Origin of the sequence: Pseudomonas tensinigenes, from assembly GCF_014268445.2 — a bacterium.
Lineage (GTDB): Bacteria > Pseudomonadota > Gammaproteobacteria > Pseudomonadales > Pseudomonadaceae > Aquipseudomonas > Aquipseudomonas tensinigenes.
On sequence record NZ_CP077089.1, the window covers coordinates 2309382 to 2326512 of the forward strand.

Genomic DNA, 17131 nt, shown 5'->3' on the forward strand with positions numbered 1-17131 from the left:
TTTGTCATAAGGACGTAACGAAATTAGTGCTACAGCCATAAGTAACGACGGGTTTCATGCACGGTTTTTCAGCAAACCCCGGTATGATCGGCCCCGCGCTGGATGATGGGGTTAATTCTTTAGTGAGAATGACCCACGTTTGCGCTGGGGTATAAAGCGACGAAGGGTCGTTTTAAGACTTTTTGTTGCATCAACTTTTTTATCTGTCCCGGCATCTAATCTCTTTTAACCCGAGCAGCGGGGATGGAACGGCACACCTTCGTGCCACGCGGGCGTTCTTTTAGAAAAGCGCCTGATTGAAAACCGGATCGGCAATGCGTTGCCGATTCACTAGCCAAAGGCTTTGGAAATCCCATGTCCGACCGTTTCGAACTCTTCCTCACTTGCCCTAAAGGCCTTGAAGGCCTGCTCATCGAGGAAGCCGTCGGGCTTGGCCTTGAAGAAGCACGCGAGCACACTTCCGCCGTGCGTGGCATGGCGACCATGGAAACCGCTTATCGCCTGTGCCTCTGGTCGCGTCTGGCCAACCGTGTGTTGCTGGTGCTCAAGCGTTTCCCGATGAAAGACGCTGAAGACCTCTACCACGGTGTGCTCGACATCGAGTGGCAGGATCACATGCTCAGCGACGGCACCCTGGCCGTCGAATTCAGCGGCCACGGCTCAGGCATCGACAACACCCACTTCGGTGCCCTGAAAGTCAAAGACGCCATCGTCGACAAACTGCGCACGCCGCAGGGCGACCGTCCGTCGATCGACAAGCTCAACCCGGATCTGCGCATTCACCTGCGTCTGGATCGCGGCGAAGCGATTCTCTCCCTTGATCTGTCCGGCCACAGCCTGCACCAGCGCGGTTACCGTCTGCAGCAGGGCGCTGCACCGCTGAAGGAAAACCTCGCGGCGGCGATCCTGATCCGTTCCGGCTGGCCGCGCATTGCTGCCGAAGGCGGCGCGCTGGCTGACCCGATGTGCGGTGTCGGTACGTTCCTCGTCGAAGCCGGCATGATTGCCGCCGACATGGCGCCGAACCTGCGCCGTGAGCAGTGGGGCTTCACCGCGTGGCTCGGTCACGTTCCGGCACTGTGGAAAAAACTCCATGAAGAAGCCGTTGAACGTGCCGCTGCCGGTCTGGCCAAGCCACCGTTGTGGATTCGTGGCTACGAAGCTGATCCGCGTCTGATTCAGCCGGGCCGCAACAACGTTGAGCGTGCCGGCCTGAGCGAGTGGATCAAGATCTACCAGGGCGAAGTGGCGACGTTCGAGCCGCGTCCGGATCAGAACCAGAAAGGTCTGGTGATCTGCAACCCGCCGTACGGCGAGCGTCTCGGTGACGAAGCCAGCCTGTTGTACCTCTACCAGAACCTCGGCGAGCGTCTGCGTCAGGCCTGTCTGAACTGGGAAGCGGCGGTGTTCACTGGTGCGCCGGATCTGGGCAAGCGCATGGGCATTCGCAGCCATAAACAGTATTCGTTCTGGAACGGCGCGTTGCCGTGCAAGCTGCTGTTGATCAAAGTGCTGCCGGATCAGTTCGTCACCGGCGAGCGTCGCACCCCGGAACAGCGTCAGGCCGAGCGCGAGCAAGCGGCTTACGACCAGACCCCGGATGAGCCGCAAGAGCGCAAGTTCAACAAGAACGGCAACCCGATCAAACCGACGCCGGCCCCGGCGCCAGTGATCGAGCAGCCGCGCTTGAGCGAAGGCGGGCAGATGTTTGCCAACCGTCTGCAGAAAAACCTCAAGGCCATGGGCAAGTGGGTCAAGCGCGAAGGCATTGATTGCTACCGCGTCTACGATGCCGACATGCCTGAGTATGCGATGGCCATCGACCTGTACCACGATTGGGTGCACGTTCAGGAATATGCCGCGCCAAAATCCATCGATCCGGAAAAAGCCTCGGCGCGCATGTTTGACGCCCTGGCAGCGATTCCGCAGGCACTGAACGTCGACAAGAGCCGCGTGGTGGTCAAACGCCGCGAGCGCCAGAGCGGCACCAAGCAGTACGAGCGTCAGGCTGCGCAAGGCAAGTTCAATGAAGTCAGCGAGGGCGGCGTGAAGTTGCTGGTCAACCTCACCGACTACCTCGACACCGGCCTGTTCCTCGATCACCGGCCGATGCGCATGCGTATTCAGAAAGAGGCCGCCGGCAAGCGCTTCCTCAATCTGTTCTGCTACACCGCGACCGCCAGCGTACACGCGGCCAAGGGCGGCGCGCGCAGCACCACCAGCGTCGACCTGTCGAAGACTTACCTCGACTGGGCGCGCCGCAACCTGTCGCTGAACGGTTACTCCGACAAGAACCGTCTGGAGCAGGGCGATGTGATGGCGTGGCTGGAAAGCAGCCGTGACGAGTACGACCTGATCTTTATCGATCCACCGACGTTCTCCAACTCCAAGCGCATGGAAGGTATCTTCGACGTGCAGCGTGATCAGGTGCAGTTGATTGACCTGGCCATGGCCCGTCTGGCAACCGGCGGTGTGCTGTATTTCTCCAACAACTTCCGCAAGTTCCAGTTGGAAGAAAACCTCGCCGAGCGTTATGCGGTCGAGGAAATCAGCGCGCAGACCATCGATCCGGATTTCGCCCGTAACACCAAGATCCACCGCGCCTGGAAAATCACGGCTCGTTGACGCTTTACCGGGTTGGATCCACAGAGCCTTGATTTTTAAAGGCTCCGTGGATCTGCCCGCGCTAGCTAAATTAGTGGCTAATAGCTATAACTCACACACGGTCAATGGGGTTTTCCCGTAAATGCTGGCGTAGTGAGTTGTCTTTATGTCGTTGCACCCCGTGCGCCCAAAGATTCTGGGTTTTATCAGCGAAGACGTCTCGGCCTGGCTGGTCGCGCTGCTGGTATTGCTCGCCGGCGGGATTCTCACGGGGCTTCTCGCCTGGGCCACCCTCAATCAGTTTCAGCAACAAACCCGTCAGCGTTTTCAACTGCTGGCCAACGAACGTTACAGCCGCATCGAAGAACGCTTTCAGGATCAGGAGCAACGCCTCGACGGCCTGCGCCGCTTCTTCGCTAACTCTGAATCGGTGTCCCGCACCGAATTCGATGGTTACACCCAACCCTTATTAATGCGTACCCAGGCCTATTCGTTTGCCCTCAAGATCAAGGGTGGCGAGCGCGCGGCATTCGAGCAGCGCGTGCGTGACGAAGGCCTGAGTAACTTCACCCTGCGTGAACTGAATGCCCAAGGCGAGCTGCAACTGGCTGGCGTGCGCGATGAATACGTGCCGGTGCTCTATAGCCAGACGCAAAGTCGGCTCGGCTCACCGTTGGGTTATGACCTGCTCGCGCAACCTTTGCGCCGTGACACCCTGCAACGTGCCGACAAGCTTGCCGGTCTGGCGGTTTCGCAACCGATGCACCTGGTCAGTATCGAGCCATCCTATGCACGCGGTGTCCTGCTGGTGGCGCCAGTGAGTCGCAACGGCGAGCGCCAATCGTTCGGCTACGTGATGGCGGTGATCAGCATGCGCCAGTTGCTGGCCGACGGTTTGCCGGATGCCTTCCATGACTATCTTTCAGTGCGCATTCTCGACATGTCGACCAATGATCAGCACGAGGTCTTGTTCGAATCGACCAATGAGCCGGCGCCGAGCGACCTGACCGCCACGCGCCTGGTGCGCATGGCCGATCATGATTATCAGGTCGATATCCTGCCGAGCGAGGCCTTCGTTCAGGGCAATCATTCGTCGGTCGGCAGCGTGCTCATTCTGGGCGGTTTGCTCAGTATGCTGCTCAGCGCCTTGCTCTATGTGTTGGTCAGTCAGCGCCAGCGCGCCTTGCGCATGGTCGAGTTGCGCACGCAGGAGTTGCATGCCAGCGAACAGGAGCTGCGTGGCACTCACGGGCAGTTGCGCGGCGTGCTGAATGCCGCAACGCAGGTGGCGATCATCGCCACCGACCTGCGCGGGGTGATCAACACCTTCAACCCCGGCGCCGAGCAAATGCTCGGTTACAGCAGCGCCGATGTCGTCGGCCACATGACTCTGGAAAACCTGCACCTGCCCCGCGAGCTGACGGCCCGTGCTGCCGAATTGAGTGCACGCTACGGCAAAAGCATCCCGACCTGCCACGCGATGCTGGTCGAGGGCGGCGAAGTCGGCGGTCACGAGGCCCGCGAATGGACGCTGGTGCGCAGCGATGGCAGTCATATTCCGGTGAACATGCTGGCCACCCCGGTGCTCGATGAGCAGGGTTTGTGGGTCGGGCATCTGGCGATCTGCATCGACATCACTGAGCGCAAGCGCGTGCACGAGGTGCTGGCGGCGCGGGACGTGTTACTGAAGAAACTCAGCGCGCATGTGCCCGGCGGCATCTATCAGTTCAAGATGGAATTCGACGGGCGCTTCAGTGTGATCTACGCCAGCGACGGCATCCGCGAGATCTACGAGCTGGAGCCGGACGTGCTGCTGTTCAACGCCGAGGCGATCTTCACACGCATTCATCCACAGGACGTTACCCGCGTGCGCTCTTCGATTCGCGCCTCGGCCGACAGCCTCAGCCCGTGGCGCGAGGAATACCGTGTGCAGTTGCCCGAGCGCGGTCTGCGCTGGGTGCGCGGCGAGGCGACGCCGGAAGAACTGCCGGGCGGCGGTGTGCTGTGGCATGGCTATATCTCGGATATTTCCGACCTGAAGCGCGTGGAAGAAGAACTGCGCGCATTGTCGGTGACCGACTCGTTGACTGGCATCCACAACCGCCGCTACTTCCAGGAACGCCTGACCACGGAAATGGCCCGGGTCGAGCGCGGCGGCGGTGAGTTGTCGGTGATCATGCTCGACATCGACCATTTCAAACGCATCAACGATCAGTATGGCCACGCCGTCGGTGACCGAGTGCTGCAAGCGGTGTGCGAACGCATTGGCCATCGCCTGCGGCGCACCGATGTCTTCTGTCGCTTGGGTGGCGAGGAATTCATGGTGCTCTGTCCGGACATCGACGGCGAGCACGCGTACATGCTGGCGGTTGAGTTGTGGCAGGGTTTGCGCAGTGCGCCGGTGGATGTGGTCGGCGTGGTCACGGCGAGTTTCGGGATCGCCAGTTGGCGACCGGGGGAGGGCGCGGATGCGCTGCTGTTGCGGGCGGATTCGGGTGTGTATATGGCAAAGCAGCGCGGGCGCGATCGCGTCGAACAGATGAGCTAGGCCCTGCCACCCAACCAATGTGGGAGCGAGCCTGCTCGCGAAGGCGGTGTATCAGTCAGCACATTTATTGACTGACCTGACGCCTTCGCGAGCAGGCTCGCTCCCACAGGTTTTTGTGGTGTTGCCTGAACCGCGTTACAGGACCGAAGCGGTCTGCGCCAGTTTCGGCTGTTTGTACAGATCCAGCAGCACCTGATCGAGCACCGACGATGCACCAAACGGCGCCTTGTCGTTGAGGATCGCCACCACCGCCCAAGTGTTGCCATTGACGTCACGGCTGAAACCGGCAATCGCGCGCACGGTGTTCAGGGTGCCGGTCTTGACGTGAGCCTCACCGCGCATCGCCGTGGTTTTCAGACGTTTACGCATGGTGCCGTCGGTACCGGCAATCGGCAGCGAGCTGATGTACTCGGCAGCATACGGGCTGTGCCAGGCGGCTTGCAGCATGCTCGCCATTTCACGGGCGCTGACCCGTTCGGCACGGGAGAGGCCGGAGCCGTTCTCCATCACCAGGTGTGGCGCAGTGATGCCTTTCTTCGCCAGCCACTGGCGTACTACGCGCTGTGCAGCCTTGGCGTCGTCACCGTCGGCGTCGTTGCGAAAGCGTTGGCCGAGGCTGAGGAATAACTGCTGAGCCATGGTGTTGTTACTGTATTTGTTGATGTCGCGAATGATTTCCGCCAGATCCGGCGAGTAGGCGCGAGCCAGCAGCTTGGCGTTGCCCGGGGTCGAAGCCAGACGATCCTTGCCCTGAATGCTGCCGCCCAGCTCTTTCCAGATCGCCCGCACGGCGCCGGCCGTATAGGTCGCATGGTCAAGCAGCGACAGGTAAGTCTGCGAGCTGCAGCCTTCGCCCAACTGGCCGGCGACGGTCACGGTCATGCTGCCATCGGGTTGCGCCACCGGGTTGTAGCGCACGCCGCCGGTGCATTGCTTGGAGGGTAGCGCTTTGACGGTGTTTTCGATGTGGATGCTGGCAATCGGCGGTTCTACCGAGATCAGCACGCGGCCACCGTCATTACGGGCGACAAAACGCAGGGCCTTGAGGTTGACCAGCAGTGAGTCGGGCTTGACCAGGAACGGCTTGTTCTCGTCATTGCCGTCATCGTTGAATTCCGGCAGCACCGGTTGCACGAAGAAGTTGCGGTCGAGGATCAGGTCACCGGTGATCTGGGTCACGCCGTTGGCGCGCAGGTCGCGCATCAACAGCCAGAGTTTTTCCATGTTCAGCTTCGGATCGCCGCCACCCTTGAGGTAGAGATTGCCGTTGAGGATGCCGCCACTGAGGTCGCCGTCGGTATAGAACTCGGTCTTCCACTGGTGATTAGGGCCGAGCATTTCCAGCGCCGCGTAGGTGGTCACCAGCTTCATGGTCGAGGCCGGGTTGACCGACACGTCGGCGTTGAACACGGTCGGCGTGCCCGGGCCGTCGAGCGGCACCATCACCAGCGACAGGGCGCTGGGCTGCAGTTTACTGGCCTTGAGGGCTTTTTCGACGTTGGGGGTGAGGGCGGTGTTGATGGTGGCAGCAGAAACAGGCAGGGCCAGCGGCAGAAGAAGGCCGGCGAGAAGCAGAGGACGCAACGATTTGATCATATGAAATAAAACCCTACAGTCGAGGGGAAAATAACGAGGACATGGATGAAAAAGCCCTCAGCGGTCATGAAAGTGTCGGCATTATGCCCCAAGGTGTTACCGCTTGTGCCTTGTCCGGGCGGACCAATACGTTATTTTTTTACAGGCGGTCAGCTACAGGGGCCAGAGAGTCGGGCAATCGGCGGCTTAAACTGGTAAAGTGCCCGCCGTTAATACTTAAGAGGATTGTTCCAATGGCGACTAACCGTTCCCAGCGTCTGCGCAAAAAACTGTGCGTTGATGAATTTCAAGAGCTGGGTTTCGAGCTGAACCTGGACTTCAAAGAAGACTTGTCCGAAGAAGCCATTGACGCTTTCCTCGAAGCCTTCATCAAAGAAGCCATGGAAGCCAATGGTCTGGGTTATGTTGGCGGCGACGACTTCGGTCTGGTTTGCCTGCAGAAGCGTGGCTCGGTCAACGAAGAGCAGCGTGCTGCCGTTGAAGCCTGGCTGAAAACCCGCTCCGAGCTGACCAAGTATGAAGTCAGCCCGTTGCTGGACGTTTGGTATCCGGAAAAGCCGATCAACGCGGCTAAGTGATACTGAAAAAAACGGCGACCTGAGGGTCGCCGTTTTTTTTCGTCTGGGGTTTGGGTGTTCGGTTTGGGGTTTGTGGTGAGTCTGCCCCTCACCCCAGCCCTCTCCCCCTGGAGAGGGAGCCGACTTATGGGCTTTTCAAAGCCTGAGTTCAACTCGGTATCCCACGTCGGCGTATGTCTTCCAAACACCTCGGTCAGTCCCCTCTCCCTCGGGGAGAGGGCTAGGGTGAGGGGCTTTTGACCTTAAGCTTTACGCCAATTCAAAATCACCAGCGTCAAAACCCCCGCGACAATCCCCCAGAACGCCGAACCGACGGAAAACAGCGTCAGCCCCGACGCCGTGACCATAAAGGTGATCAACGCCGCTTCCCGTTCCTTCACCTCGGTCATGGCAATGCTTAAACCATTGATGATCGAACCAAACAGCGCCAGCGCCGCAATCGACAGCACCAGTTCCTTCGGCAGCGCGGCAAACAACGCCGCCAATGTGGCGCCGAACACCCCGGCAATCCCGTAGAAAATTCCGCACCAGACCGCCGCGGTGTAGCGCTTGTTGCGATCCTCATGGGCGTGCGGCCCGGTGCAGATCGCCGCGCTGATCGCCGCCAGGTTAATACCGTGGGAGCCGAACGGCGCCAGCAACAATGAAGCGATGCCGGTGGTAGTGATCAGTGGCGAGGCCGGGACGTTGTAGCCGTCGGCTCGCAACACGGCGATACCGGGCATGTTCTGCGAGGTCATCGCCACCACAAACAATGGAATGCCGATGCTGATCGTCGCAGCGAGCGAGAAGTGCGGCGTGGTCCAGACTGGCGTCGCCACTTCCAGATGAAAACCGCTGAAATCCAGCAAACCCATGAACCCCGACAGCGCAGTGCCGATCAGCAGTGCGGCGAGCACGGCATAACGCGGCGACAGGCGTTTGATCAGCAGATAAGTGAAGAACATCCCCAGCACCAGCCCGGTACGGTGCTGCGCGGCGACAAAGATTTCGCTGCCGATCTTGAACAGAATGCCCGCCAGCAATGCTGCCGCCAGCGAGGCCGGGATCTTTTTTACCAGCCTTTCGAAGCTGCCGGTCAGCCCGCAGATCGTCACCAGCACTGCGCAGGTGATGTAGGCGCCGATGGCCTCGCCGTAACTGACACCGCCCAGACTGGTGATCAGCAACGCCGCGCCGGGCGTCGACCAAGCGATGGTGATCGGCGTGCGATAACGCAGCGACAGGCCGATCGAACACACCGCCATGCCGATCGAGATCGCCCAGATCCACGAAGAAATCTGCCCGCTGGTCAGACCTGCCGCTTGCCCGGCCTGGAACATCAGCACCAGTGAGCTGGTGTAGCCGGTCATCATCGCGATGAAACCGGCGACGATGGCTGAAGGCGAAGTGTCGGCCAGTGGGCGCAGTTGAGTGTGCGTGGCGTCGTTCATGACGGCGGTGTTCCTTATACCAATGAAGATGTCCCCTGTACGCCAAACCCCTGTGGGAGCGAGCCTGCTCGCGAAAGCGGTGTGTCAGTCAACATTCATTTTGAATGTGAAACGGCTTTCGCGAGCAGGCTCGCTCCCACAGGGGATTGTGGTCGACCAGCGGATTCTGCGATCAAGCCTAAACTCAATCGTAACGGATCGTTGCAATACAGCCGCAGTCACAAACAGCCGTACAGTCGTGTTGCCACCTTCCATTGTGTACAATCGCGCTGTTTTTTACGCGATACTTGCCAGCGACCTACTGTGCCGTATTACAGTCACGGTCTATTCGCCGCAGTTCTCCCGACTCGAGTGCCCATGAACGAACAGTTGCAACCCCTCAAGAAACAACCGCGAGCAGGCAAAGCCGGCCGCAGCGGAACCCAGGACGATATTGTCTACGCACATATCTTCGAGGCCATCCTCGAACAGCGTCTGGCGCCCGGCACAAAATTGAGCGAAGAAGCGCTGGGGGAAATCTTCGGGGTCAGCCGCACCATCATTCGCCGCGCGCTCTCGCGTCTGGCCCATGAAGGCGTGGTGCTGTTGCGGCCGAACCGTGGCGCCGTGGTCGCCAGTCCGAGCGTTGAAGAAGCCCGTCAGGTGTTTCTCGCTCGCCGTCTGGTCGAACGCGCGATCACTGAGCTGGCGGTGCAACACGCCACCGCCGAGCAGATCGCCGAGTTGCGCCAGATGGTCAACGATGAGCGCGACAGCTTCTCCCGTGGCGATCGCGGCGCCGGTATTCGTCTGTCGGGCGAATTCCACCTGAAACTGGCGGAAGCGGCGATGAACGCTCCGTTGATCAGCTTCCAGCGCAGCCTGGTGTCGCAGACATCGCTGATCATCGCTCAGTATGAAAGCGGCAACCGTTCGCACTGCTCGTATGACGAACACACCCAGTTGATCGACGCGATCGAGAAGCGCGACGGCGAGTTGGCGGTGAATCTGATGATGCATCACATGGATCACATCGACAGCAAGCTCAACCTCGACGAGGAAGGCGCGTCGGATGATCTGCATGCGGTGTTCTCGCATTTGTTGCAGACCAAGAAGCCTGGGCGTCCAGCGGCCAAGCTCTGAGCTGATACCGAGTCGACCCCTTCGCGAGCAGGCTCGCTCCCACATTTGAAATGCATTCCCATGTGGGAGCGAGCTTGCTCGCGAAGGCGATCTGACAGGCAACAAAAAATCCCCCGGGGCTGAACACCTCCGGGGGATTTTTTTGTGCCTGTGAAAACTTAGCGCTGATGCACCAGCGCACCCGCCGCATACGTCTGCTGCACCGTGCGGTCATCGCCCAGCGTCATCAACACAAACAACGTCTCGGCAATGTTGTTGGCCTGCTTCAAGCGGTAGCTCAGCAGCGGCGTGGCGTTGTAGTCCAGCACCAGGAAGTCGGCGTCGGAACCCGGTTGCAGGTTGCCGATCTTGTCTTCCAGACGCAGCGCCCGCGCGCCACCCAAGGTCGCCAGGTACAGCGACTTGAACGGGCTCAGTCGCGCACCTTGCAGTTGCATCACTTTGTACGCTTCGTTCAGCGTCTGCAGCAGCGAGAAACTGGTACCGCCACCGACGTCAGTGCCCAGACCGACATTGAGTTTGTGCTTCTCGGCCATCGGCAGGTTGAACAAGCCGCTACCCAAGAAGAAGTTCGAAGTCGGGCAGAACGAAATCGCCGAGCCGGTTTCCGCCAGGCGTGCGCATTCGTCGTCACACAGGTGCACGCCGTGGGCGAATACCGAGCGCTCGCCGAGCAGTTGGTAGTGATCGTAAACGTCGAGGTAGCCCTTGCGCTCCGGGAACAGCTCCTTGACCCACTCGATTTCCTTGAGGTTTTCGCTGATGTGGGTCTGCATGTACAGATCCGGGTATTCGGTCAGCAGTTGCCCGGCGAGGGTCAGTTGTTCCGGGGTGCTGGTCGGTGCGAAGCGCGGGGTGACCGCGTAGTGCAGACGACCCTTGCCGTGCCAGCGCTCGATCAGCGCTTTGCTGTCGACGTAGCTCGATTCGGCGGTATCAGTCAGATAGTCCGGGGCGTTGCGGTCCATCATCACCTTGCCGGCGATCATGCGCAGGTCGAGCTTCTCGGCCGCTTCGAACAACGAGTTCACCGACTGCGGGTGCACGCTGCCGAACACCAGCGCGGTGGTGGTGCCGTTGCGCAGCAGTTCCTTGATGAAAATGTCAGCGACTTCATCGGCGTGGGCCTTGTCGCCGAACTGGCTTTCGCACGGGAAGGTGTAGGTGTTGAGCCAGTCGAGCAGTTGCTCGCCGTAGGCGCCGACCATGCCGGTTTGCGGAAAGTGAATGTGGGTGTCGATGAAGCCCGGGGTGATCAACGCGTCCTGGTAGTGCTCGATTTCGATGTCCGCCGGCAGGGTCGGCAGCAAATCACTGGCGTGGCCAAGGGCGCTGATCTTGCCGCCATCGACCACCAGCAGGCCATCCTCGAAATATTCGTAGGAGGCTTCGATCCCGACTTCGGCGGGGTCGGCGATGCTGTGCAGGATGGCGGCGCGGTAGGCTTTGCGAGTCAGAGGCATGAGGGTTCTCTAATCAGTTTGAGGCTTTGAGTTTGGTCGCCTGACTGCGCCGCGAAACCGGCAGCAGTTTGGCAATCGGTTCGGCGCTGGCAGTCTGCTGGCCGAAGTTGGCGTTGTAGGTGGCGATGATTTCACCGGCGATGGAGATGGCGATTTCCACAGGCAGTTTGCCTTTGACTTCGCCGATGCCCATCGGGCAGCGCATGCGTTGCACGACGCTGCTGTCGAAACCGCGATCACGCAAACGGTGTTCGAACTTGGCGCGTTTGGTCTTCGAACCGATCAGGCCGAAGTAGGCGAAGTCGTTGCGCTTGAGGATCGCGGCAGTGAGTTCAAGGTCGAGCTGATGGTTGTGGGTCATGACGATGCAATAACTGCCGGCGGGCAGCTCATCGATTTCATCCACAGGCTCTTCGGCGACGATTTTACGCACGCCGTGCGAGATCTGTTCGGGGAATTCGGACTCGCGCGAATCGATCCAGCGCACCCGGCAGGGCAGGCTGGCAAGCAGCGGCACGAGGGCGCGGCCAACGTGACCGGCACCGAACACAGCGATCTGCGCCTGCACCTGGCCCATCGGTTCGAACAGCAACACGGTGGCGCCACCGCAGCACTGGCCCAGGCTGGCGCCGAGGCTGAAGCGCTCCAGGTGGGTGTCCTGCTTACCGCTGGCGAGCATCTCGCGGGCGATCTGCATGGCTTTGTATTCCAGATGCCCGCCACCGATGGTGTCGAAACTCTGGTGAGCGCTGATGACCATTTTCGAGCCGGCGTTGCGTGGCGTCGAGCCGAGTTCTTCGATGATCGTCACCAGCACACAGGGTTCGCCCTGGTTCTGCAGGTCGGCGAGGGCGTCGATCCAGTTGTACATAGTTCACCCCTACAACATCGTTGTTTGTTCGGGCCTCTTCGCGAGCAGGCTCGCTCCCACATTTGGATTTGTACAAGTCCAACAGTCAGCACAAATCCCTGTGGGAGCGAGCCTGCTCGCGAATGGCCGCGCCTCGGTCCTAAAGCGGAGCCAACTCGGTTTCAGCTTCAACGGCTTTCACCGCTTTCAACTGCCGCATCTGCTCACACCCCCACAACACCCGCTCCGGCGTCGCCGGCGCATCGATCTGCGGCTGATGCTTGTAGTCACCGAGGCTCGCCACTGCATCCTTGATCGCACACCACGAGGCAATCCCGAGCATGAACGGCGGTTCACCGACAGCCTTGGAATGGAACACCGTGTCTTCCGGGTTCTTGCGGTTTTCCACCAGCTTCACTCGCAGGTCGAGCGGCATGTCCGCCACGGCCGGGATCTTGTAGCTGGCCGGGCCGTTGGTCATCAGCTTGCCTTTGTTGTTCCAGACCAGCTCTTCCATGGTCAGCCAGCCCATGCCCTGAATGAAACCACCCTCGACCTGACCGATGTCGATCGACGGGTTCAGCGAGGCGCCGACATCGTGAAGAATGTCGGTACGCAGCATCTTGTACTCGCCGGTCAGGGTGTCGACGATGACTTCGCAGCACGCCGCGCCGAAGGCGAAGTAGTAGAACGGACGCCCACGCGCCTGGCTGCGGTCGTAATAGATTTTCGGGGTCTTGTAGAAGCCGGTGCTCGACAGCGACACCTGATTGAAATACGCCTGCTGGATCAGCGCTTCAAAGGTCAGGATGTGGTCGCGAACCCGCACGTGGCCGTTGTGGAATTCAACGTCTTCTTCAGTGACTTTGTAGTGCCGCGCAGCGAATTCGATCAGGCGTTTCTTGATGATTTCCGCCGCGTTCTGCGCCGCTTTACCGTTCAGGTCAGCACCGCTGGAGGCCGCTGTCGGCGAGGTGTTTGGCACCTTGTCGGTGTTGGTCGCGGTGATCTGCACACGGTCGATTTCCACCTGAAACACTTCGGCCACGACCTGCGCGACTTTGGTGTTCAGGCCCTGGCCCATTTCTGTGCCGCCATGGTTCAAGTGGATGCTGCCGTCGGTGTAGATGTGGATCAGCGCGCCGGCCTGGTTCAAGAAGCTGGCGGTAAAGGAAATACCGAATTTCACTGGGGTCAGCGCCAGGCCTTTTTTCAGGATCGGACTGTTGGCGTTGTAGCGACGGATCGCTTCGCGGCGTTCGTGATACTGGCTGCTTTCTTCCAGTTCGGCGGTCATCTCTTCGAGCATGTTGTGCTCGACGGTCTGGTAGTAATGGGTGACGTTGCGCTCGGTTTTGCCGTAGTAGTTGGCCTTGCGCACCGCGAGCGGGTCGAGTTGCAGGTGACGGGCAATCGCGTCCATCACTTCTTCGATCGTGACCATGCCTTGCGGGCCACCGAAACCACGGTAAGCGGTGTTCGACGCGGTGTTGGTCTTGCAGCGGTGACCGTTGATGGTCGCGTCGCCGAGGTAGTACGAGTTGTCCGAGTGGAACATCGCGCGGTCAACGATCGACGCGGACAGGTCCGGCGAACAGCCGCAGTTGCCGGCCAGGTCCATGTTGATCCCGTGCAGGCGCCCGGTGCTGTCGAAGCCGACGTCGTATTCGACGTAGAACGGGTGACGCTTGCCGGTCATCAGCATGTCTTCGACGCGCGGCAGGCGCATCTTCGTTGGCTGGCCGGTGAGGTGCGCAACCACCGCGCACAGGCAGGCCGGGCTGGCCGCCTGAGTTTCCTTGCCACCGAAACCACCGCCCATGCGGCGCATGTCGACGACGATTTTGTTCATCGACACATCGAGCACTTCGGCGACCAGTTTCTGCACTTCGGTCGGGTTCTGAGTCGAGCAGTAAACGATCATGCCGCCGTCTTCGGTGGGCATCACCGAGGAGATTTGCGTCTCCAAGTAGAAGTGCTCCTGACCACCAATGTGCAGCGTGCCTTGAATGCGGTGTTCAGCCGTTGCCAGCGCAGAAGCCGAATCGCCGCGCTGGTGGGTGTGGCTGTCGAGGACGAAGTGGCGTTTGCGCAGCGCTTCAACCACGTCGAGCACGGGCTCAAGGTCTTCGTATTCAATGATCGCGGCCATCGCGGCTTTGCGCGCGGTTTCCAGATCTTTCGCGGCCACGGCGAGCACCGGTTGACCGACGAATTGCACGTCATCGATGGCCAGCAGCGGGTCGCCCGGCATCAGCGGGCCGATGTCTTTCAGGCCCGGCACGTCTTCGTGGGTGATGGCGATGCGCACGCCTTCGAAGGCGTAGCACGGCGAGGTGTCGATGCTGATGATTTTCGCGTGGGCGCGGTCCGACATGCGTGCATACAGGTGCAGCTGGTTGGGAAATTCCAGACGGTCATCGATGTACTGCGCTTCACCGGACACATGCTTGGCGGCGCTGTCGTGCTTGACGCTGCGGCCGACACCTGTGGTCAGATCCTTGGCGAACAATTCAGCCAGTTCAGCCTGGGTTTTTTCTACGCCGTGATGGTTAGACATAAGCGGTCACCCGAGTCTCGATGTGCGGTGTTTGCAGTTCGATGAAGTATTTGCGCAGCAGGTTCTGCGCGCTGAGCAGGCGATATTCCTTGCTGGCGCGGAAGTCCGAGAGTGGCGTGAAGTCTTCGGCCAGTGCAGCGCAGGCGCGTTCGATCACGGTGTTGTTGAACGGTGCACCGATCAGCACGGCCTCGCAGTGGGCGGCGCGTTTCGGGATCGCGGCCATGCCGCCGAAGGCGACGCGGGCATCGGTGATCACACCGTTTTCGACGCGCAGGTTGAATGCGGCGCAGACGGCGGAGATGTCATCGTCCAGACGCTTGGAGACTTTGTAGGCGCGGAACAACTGCTCGGCGCTGGCGCGTGGGACGATGATCTTCTCGATGAACTCGCTTTCCTGACGGGCCGTGACTTTGTAATCGATGAAGTAATCTTCCAGGTTCAGGGTGCGGCGGGTTTCGCCTTTGCACAGCACGACTTGCGCGCCGAGGGCGATCAGCAGCGGTGGCGAATCACCGATTGGCGAGGCGTTGCCGATGTTGCCGCCGAGGGTGCCCTGATTGCGGATTTGCAGCGAGGCGAAGCGGTGCAGCAATTCGCCGAAGTCCGGGTACTCGGCGTTCAACGCTTCGTAGCAGTCGGAGAGGGCGGTGGCGGCGCCGATTTCGATGCGGTCTTCGAAGGTGTCGATGCGCTTCATTTCCGCGACGTTGCCGACGTAGATCATCACCGGCAGGGTGCGGTGGAACTGGGTGACTTCCAGTGCCAAGTCGGTGCCGCCGGCGAGCAGGCGTGCTTGTGGATAAGCGTCGTAGAGATCGGCCAGATCAGCGACGGTCAGCGGCACCAGGCAGCGCTTGTCGCCGCTGTTGAGTTCGCCGATATCGGTCGGGGCGATGGCTTTGAGGCGGGCGATGGTCTCCGCTTCGCGGGCATCGAACTGATCCGCTTGCTTGCCGCAGCAGGATTGCTCGGCAGCCGCCAGAATCGGCCGGTAGCCGGTGCAGCGGCAGAGGTTGCCGGCCAGCGCTTCGTGGGCCTTGGCCTGATCCGGTGCATCGCTGTTCTTCTGCAGGGCGAACAGCGACATGACGAAACCGGGGGTGCAGAAGCCGCACTGCGAGCCATGGCACTCGACCATGGCTTTCTGCACGCTGTGCAGTTCGCCTTGGTGTTTGAGGTCTTCGACGCTGATCAGTTGTTTGCCGTGCAGCGACGAAACAAAGGTCAGGCATGAGTTGAGGCTGCGATAGCGAATGTGCTCGCGGCCAGCGTCATCCGTTTGCAACTCGCCGACCACCACGGTGCAGGCGCCGCAGTCACCGCTGGCGCAACCTTCTTTGGTGCCGGACTTGCCCACGTGTTCACGCAGGTAATTGAGCACAGTCAGATTCGGGTCCAGGGCGTGCTCGCTACGGAGTTCCTGGTTAAGTAAAAACTGGATCACGGAAGGCCTCGCAGACTCATTATTGTTGTTAACCGACGTGAACCGAATTTAGCAGGTCTGACTTTTCGGTCAATGGTTTTCTGACTTAAAGGTCAGGAAAAAGCATTTCGTCGATCAACAACGTGTCTATTCATTATTGACCTTCATCGGTCACCCTGCTTTTTTGCGGGAATCGTGCCAAAAACCGCTGAGTGGGCACTCCGCCATGACCGTGCATTTGCGCTACACTGCGCCGCTTGTGCAGATCGATAGAGTTTGAAGGACAACCATGACGTTCAAGGCGCCGGACAGCCTCGCCGAGCAAATCGCTCACCACCTCGCCGAACGCATCATTCGTGGCGAAATGAAGCCGGGAGAGCGCATCCAGGAACAGAAGGTCACGCTTGCGCTCAATGTCAGCCGCGGTTCGGTCCGCGAAGCCTTGCTGATCCTCGAGCGCCGTCACCTGATCGCGATCCTGCCGCGTCGTGGTGCGCACGTCACCGAACTGACGCCGCACAAGGTGCAGAGCCTGTGCACGCTGATGAGCGAGTTGTACATCCTGCTCGGCAACTCGGTGGCCAATGGCTGGCAAGTGCAGTCGGACATGGCGCCGTTCGTGCAGATCCAGCAGCGCCTGACCGCCAGCTACGAGCGTCAGGACATCCGCAGCTTCGTCGACGACAGCTTCAGCGTGATGCGCGCCGCCTATCCGTTCGCCAACAATCCGTATCTGCAAGAGACCGTCGAGAACCTGCAACCGGCCATGAGCCGCGCCTACTTCCTCGCCCTCGAACAGCGCAAGGCCTCAATGAGCGAGTTTCTCGAACTGTTCGAACGCTTGCTCGCCGCCGTACTCGCCCGTGATTTGCCGCAGATCCGCATCGTGCTGACGGCGTATGCCCAGCGCAGCTGCGATCTGGTGGTCTCCGCGCTGACGGTTGCCTAAGC

Annotated in this window: 11 protein-coding genes; 5 read left to right on the forward strand and 6 right to left on the reverse strand. The window is 60.2% G+C overall.

The features are described from left to right. The first annotated feature begins 354 nt into the window (after window positions 1-354). Both rlmKL and HU718_RS10230 read left to right on the forward strand, forming a co-directional pair. Window positions 355-2625 (forward strand): bifunctional 23S rRNA (guanine(2069)-N(7))-methyltransferase RlmK/23S rRNA (guanine(2445)-N(2))-methyltransferase RlmL, encoded by a 2271-nt coding sequence (gene rlmKL / locus HU718_RS10225; protein WP_095047738.1) that lies wholly within the window; start codon window positions 355-357, stop codon window positions 2623-2625. Window positions 2626-2770: 145 nt separating this feature from the next. Then, window positions 2771-5152 (forward strand): sensor domain-containing diguanylate cyclase, encoded by a 2382-nt coding sequence (locus HU718_RS10230; protein WP_186613696.1) that lies wholly within the window; start codon window positions 2771-2773, stop codon window positions 5150-5152. A gap of 135 nt (window positions 5153-5287) precedes the next feature. Here HU718_RS10230 and dacB read toward each other — a convergent pair whose 3' ends face one another. Beyond that, window positions 5288-6748 (reverse strand): D-alanyl-D-alanine carboxypeptidase/D-alanyl-D-alanine endopeptidase, encoded by a 1461-nt coding sequence (gene dacB, locus HU718_RS10235; protein ID WP_110719757.1) that lies wholly within the window; start codon window positions 6746-6748, stop codon window positions 5288-5290. Between the two features lie 233 nt (window positions 6749-6981). Here dacB and HU718_RS10240 point away from each other — a divergent pair, with 233 nt between their 5' ends. Further along, window positions 6982-7326, forward strand: coding sequence for a YggL family protein (locus tag HU718_RS10240; protein ID WP_007916365.1), 345 nt, complete (start codon window positions 6982-6984; stop codon window positions 7324-7326). Window positions 7327-7568: 242 nt separating this feature from the next. Here HU718_RS10240 and HU718_RS10245 read toward each other — a convergent pair whose 3' ends face one another. Continuing rightward, a complete protein-coding gene (locus HU718_RS10245; RefSeq protein ID WP_186613694.1) occupies window positions 7569-8759 on the reverse strand; it encodes a benzoate/H(+) symporter BenE family transporter in 1191 nt (396 codons plus the stop codon). A 357-nt stretch (window positions 8760-9116) separates the two neighbouring features. On the opposite strand from HU718_RS10245, the gene HU718_RS10250 reads away from it, so the two are divergent. After that, on the forward strand, window positions 9117-9881 hold the full coding sequence (locus tag HU718_RS10250; protein WP_007918375.1) for a GntR family transcriptional regulator: 765 nt from the start codon (window positions 9117-9119) through the stop codon (window positions 9879-9881). A 158-nt stretch (window positions 9882-10039) separates the two neighbouring features. On the opposite strand, the gene guaD is transcribed toward HU718_RS10250, so the two are convergent. The 4 genes from guaD to xdhA form a co-directional block, all read right to left on the reverse strand. Then, the gene (gene guaD / locus HU718_RS10255) at window positions 10040-11344 is read right to left on the reverse strand and encodes a guanine deaminase (RefSeq protein WP_102900767.1); all 1305 of its coding nucleotides are present in this window, start codon (window positions 11342-11344) and stop codon (window positions 10040-10042) included. Window positions 11345-11357: 13 nt separating this feature from the next. After that, window positions 11358-12215 (reverse strand): xanthine dehydrogenase accessory protein XdhC, encoded by an 858-nt coding sequence (xdhC, locus tag HU718_RS10260; RefSeq protein WP_186613692.1) that lies wholly within the window; start codon window positions 12213-12215, stop codon window positions 11358-11360. Between the two features lie 139 nt (window positions 12216-12354). Continuing rightward, entirely contained in the window at window positions 12355-14754 is a 2400-nt protein-coding gene (gene xdhB, locus HU718_RS10265; protein ID WP_186613690.1) for a xanthine dehydrogenase molybdopterin binding subunit, read from the reverse strand. Beyond that, window positions 14747-16201, reverse strand: coding sequence for a xanthine dehydrogenase small subunit (xdhA, locus tag HU718_RS10270; protein WP_186613688.1), 1455 nt, complete (start codon window positions 16199-16201; stop codon window positions 14747-14749). Before xdhA ends, xdhB begins: the two co-directional genes overlap by 8 nt. A gap of 268 nt (window positions 16202-16469) precedes the next feature. Here xdhA and HU718_RS10275 point away from each other — a divergent pair, with 268 nt between their 5' ends. After that, a complete protein-coding gene (locus HU718_RS10275) occupies window positions 16470-17129 on the forward strand; it encodes a GntR family transcriptional regulator (RefSeq protein ID WP_038365421.1) in 660 nt (219 codons plus the stop codon). The last annotated feature ends 2 nt before the right edge of the window (window positions 17130-17131 follow it).

Coding starts and splice junctions, on each gene's coding strand:
- rlmKL (WP_095047738.1), top strand. CDS start 355: ATGTCCGACCGTTTCGAACTCTTCCTCACTTGCCCTAAAGGCCTTGAA.
- xdhB (WP_186613690.1), bottom strand. CDS start 14,754: ATGTCTAACCATCACGGCGTAGAAAAAACCCAGGCTGAACTGGCTGAA.
- HU718_RS10250 (WP_007918375.1), top strand. CDS start 9,117: ATGAACGAACAGTTGCAACCCCTCAAGAAACAACCGCGAGCAGGCAAA.
- HU718_RS10230 (WP_186613696.1), top strand. CDS start 2,771: ATGTCGTTGCACCCCGTGCGCCCAAAGATTCTGGGTTTTATCAGCGAA.
- xdhC (WP_186613692.1), bottom strand. CDS start 12,215: ATGTACAACTGGATCGACGCCCTCGCCGACCTGCAGAACCAGGGCGAA.
- HU718_RS10245 (WP_186613694.1), bottom strand. CDS start 8,759: ATGAACGACGCCACGCACACTCAACTGCGCCCACTGGCCGACACTTCG.
- dacB (WP_110719757.1), bottom strand. CDS start 6,748: ATGATCAAATCGTTGCGTCCTCTGCTTCTCGCCGGCCTTCTTCTGCCG.
- guaD (WP_102900767.1), bottom strand. CDS start 11,344: ATGCCTCTGACTCGCAAAGCCTACCGCGCCGCCATCCTGCACAGCATC.
- HU718_RS10275 (WP_038365421.1), top strand. CDS start 16,470: ATGACGTTCAAGGCGCCGGACAGCCTCGCCGAGCAAATCGCTCACCAC.
- HU718_RS10240 (WP_007916365.1), top strand. CDS start 6,982: ATGGCGACTAACCGTTCCCAGCGTCTGCGCAAAAAACTGTGCGTTGAT.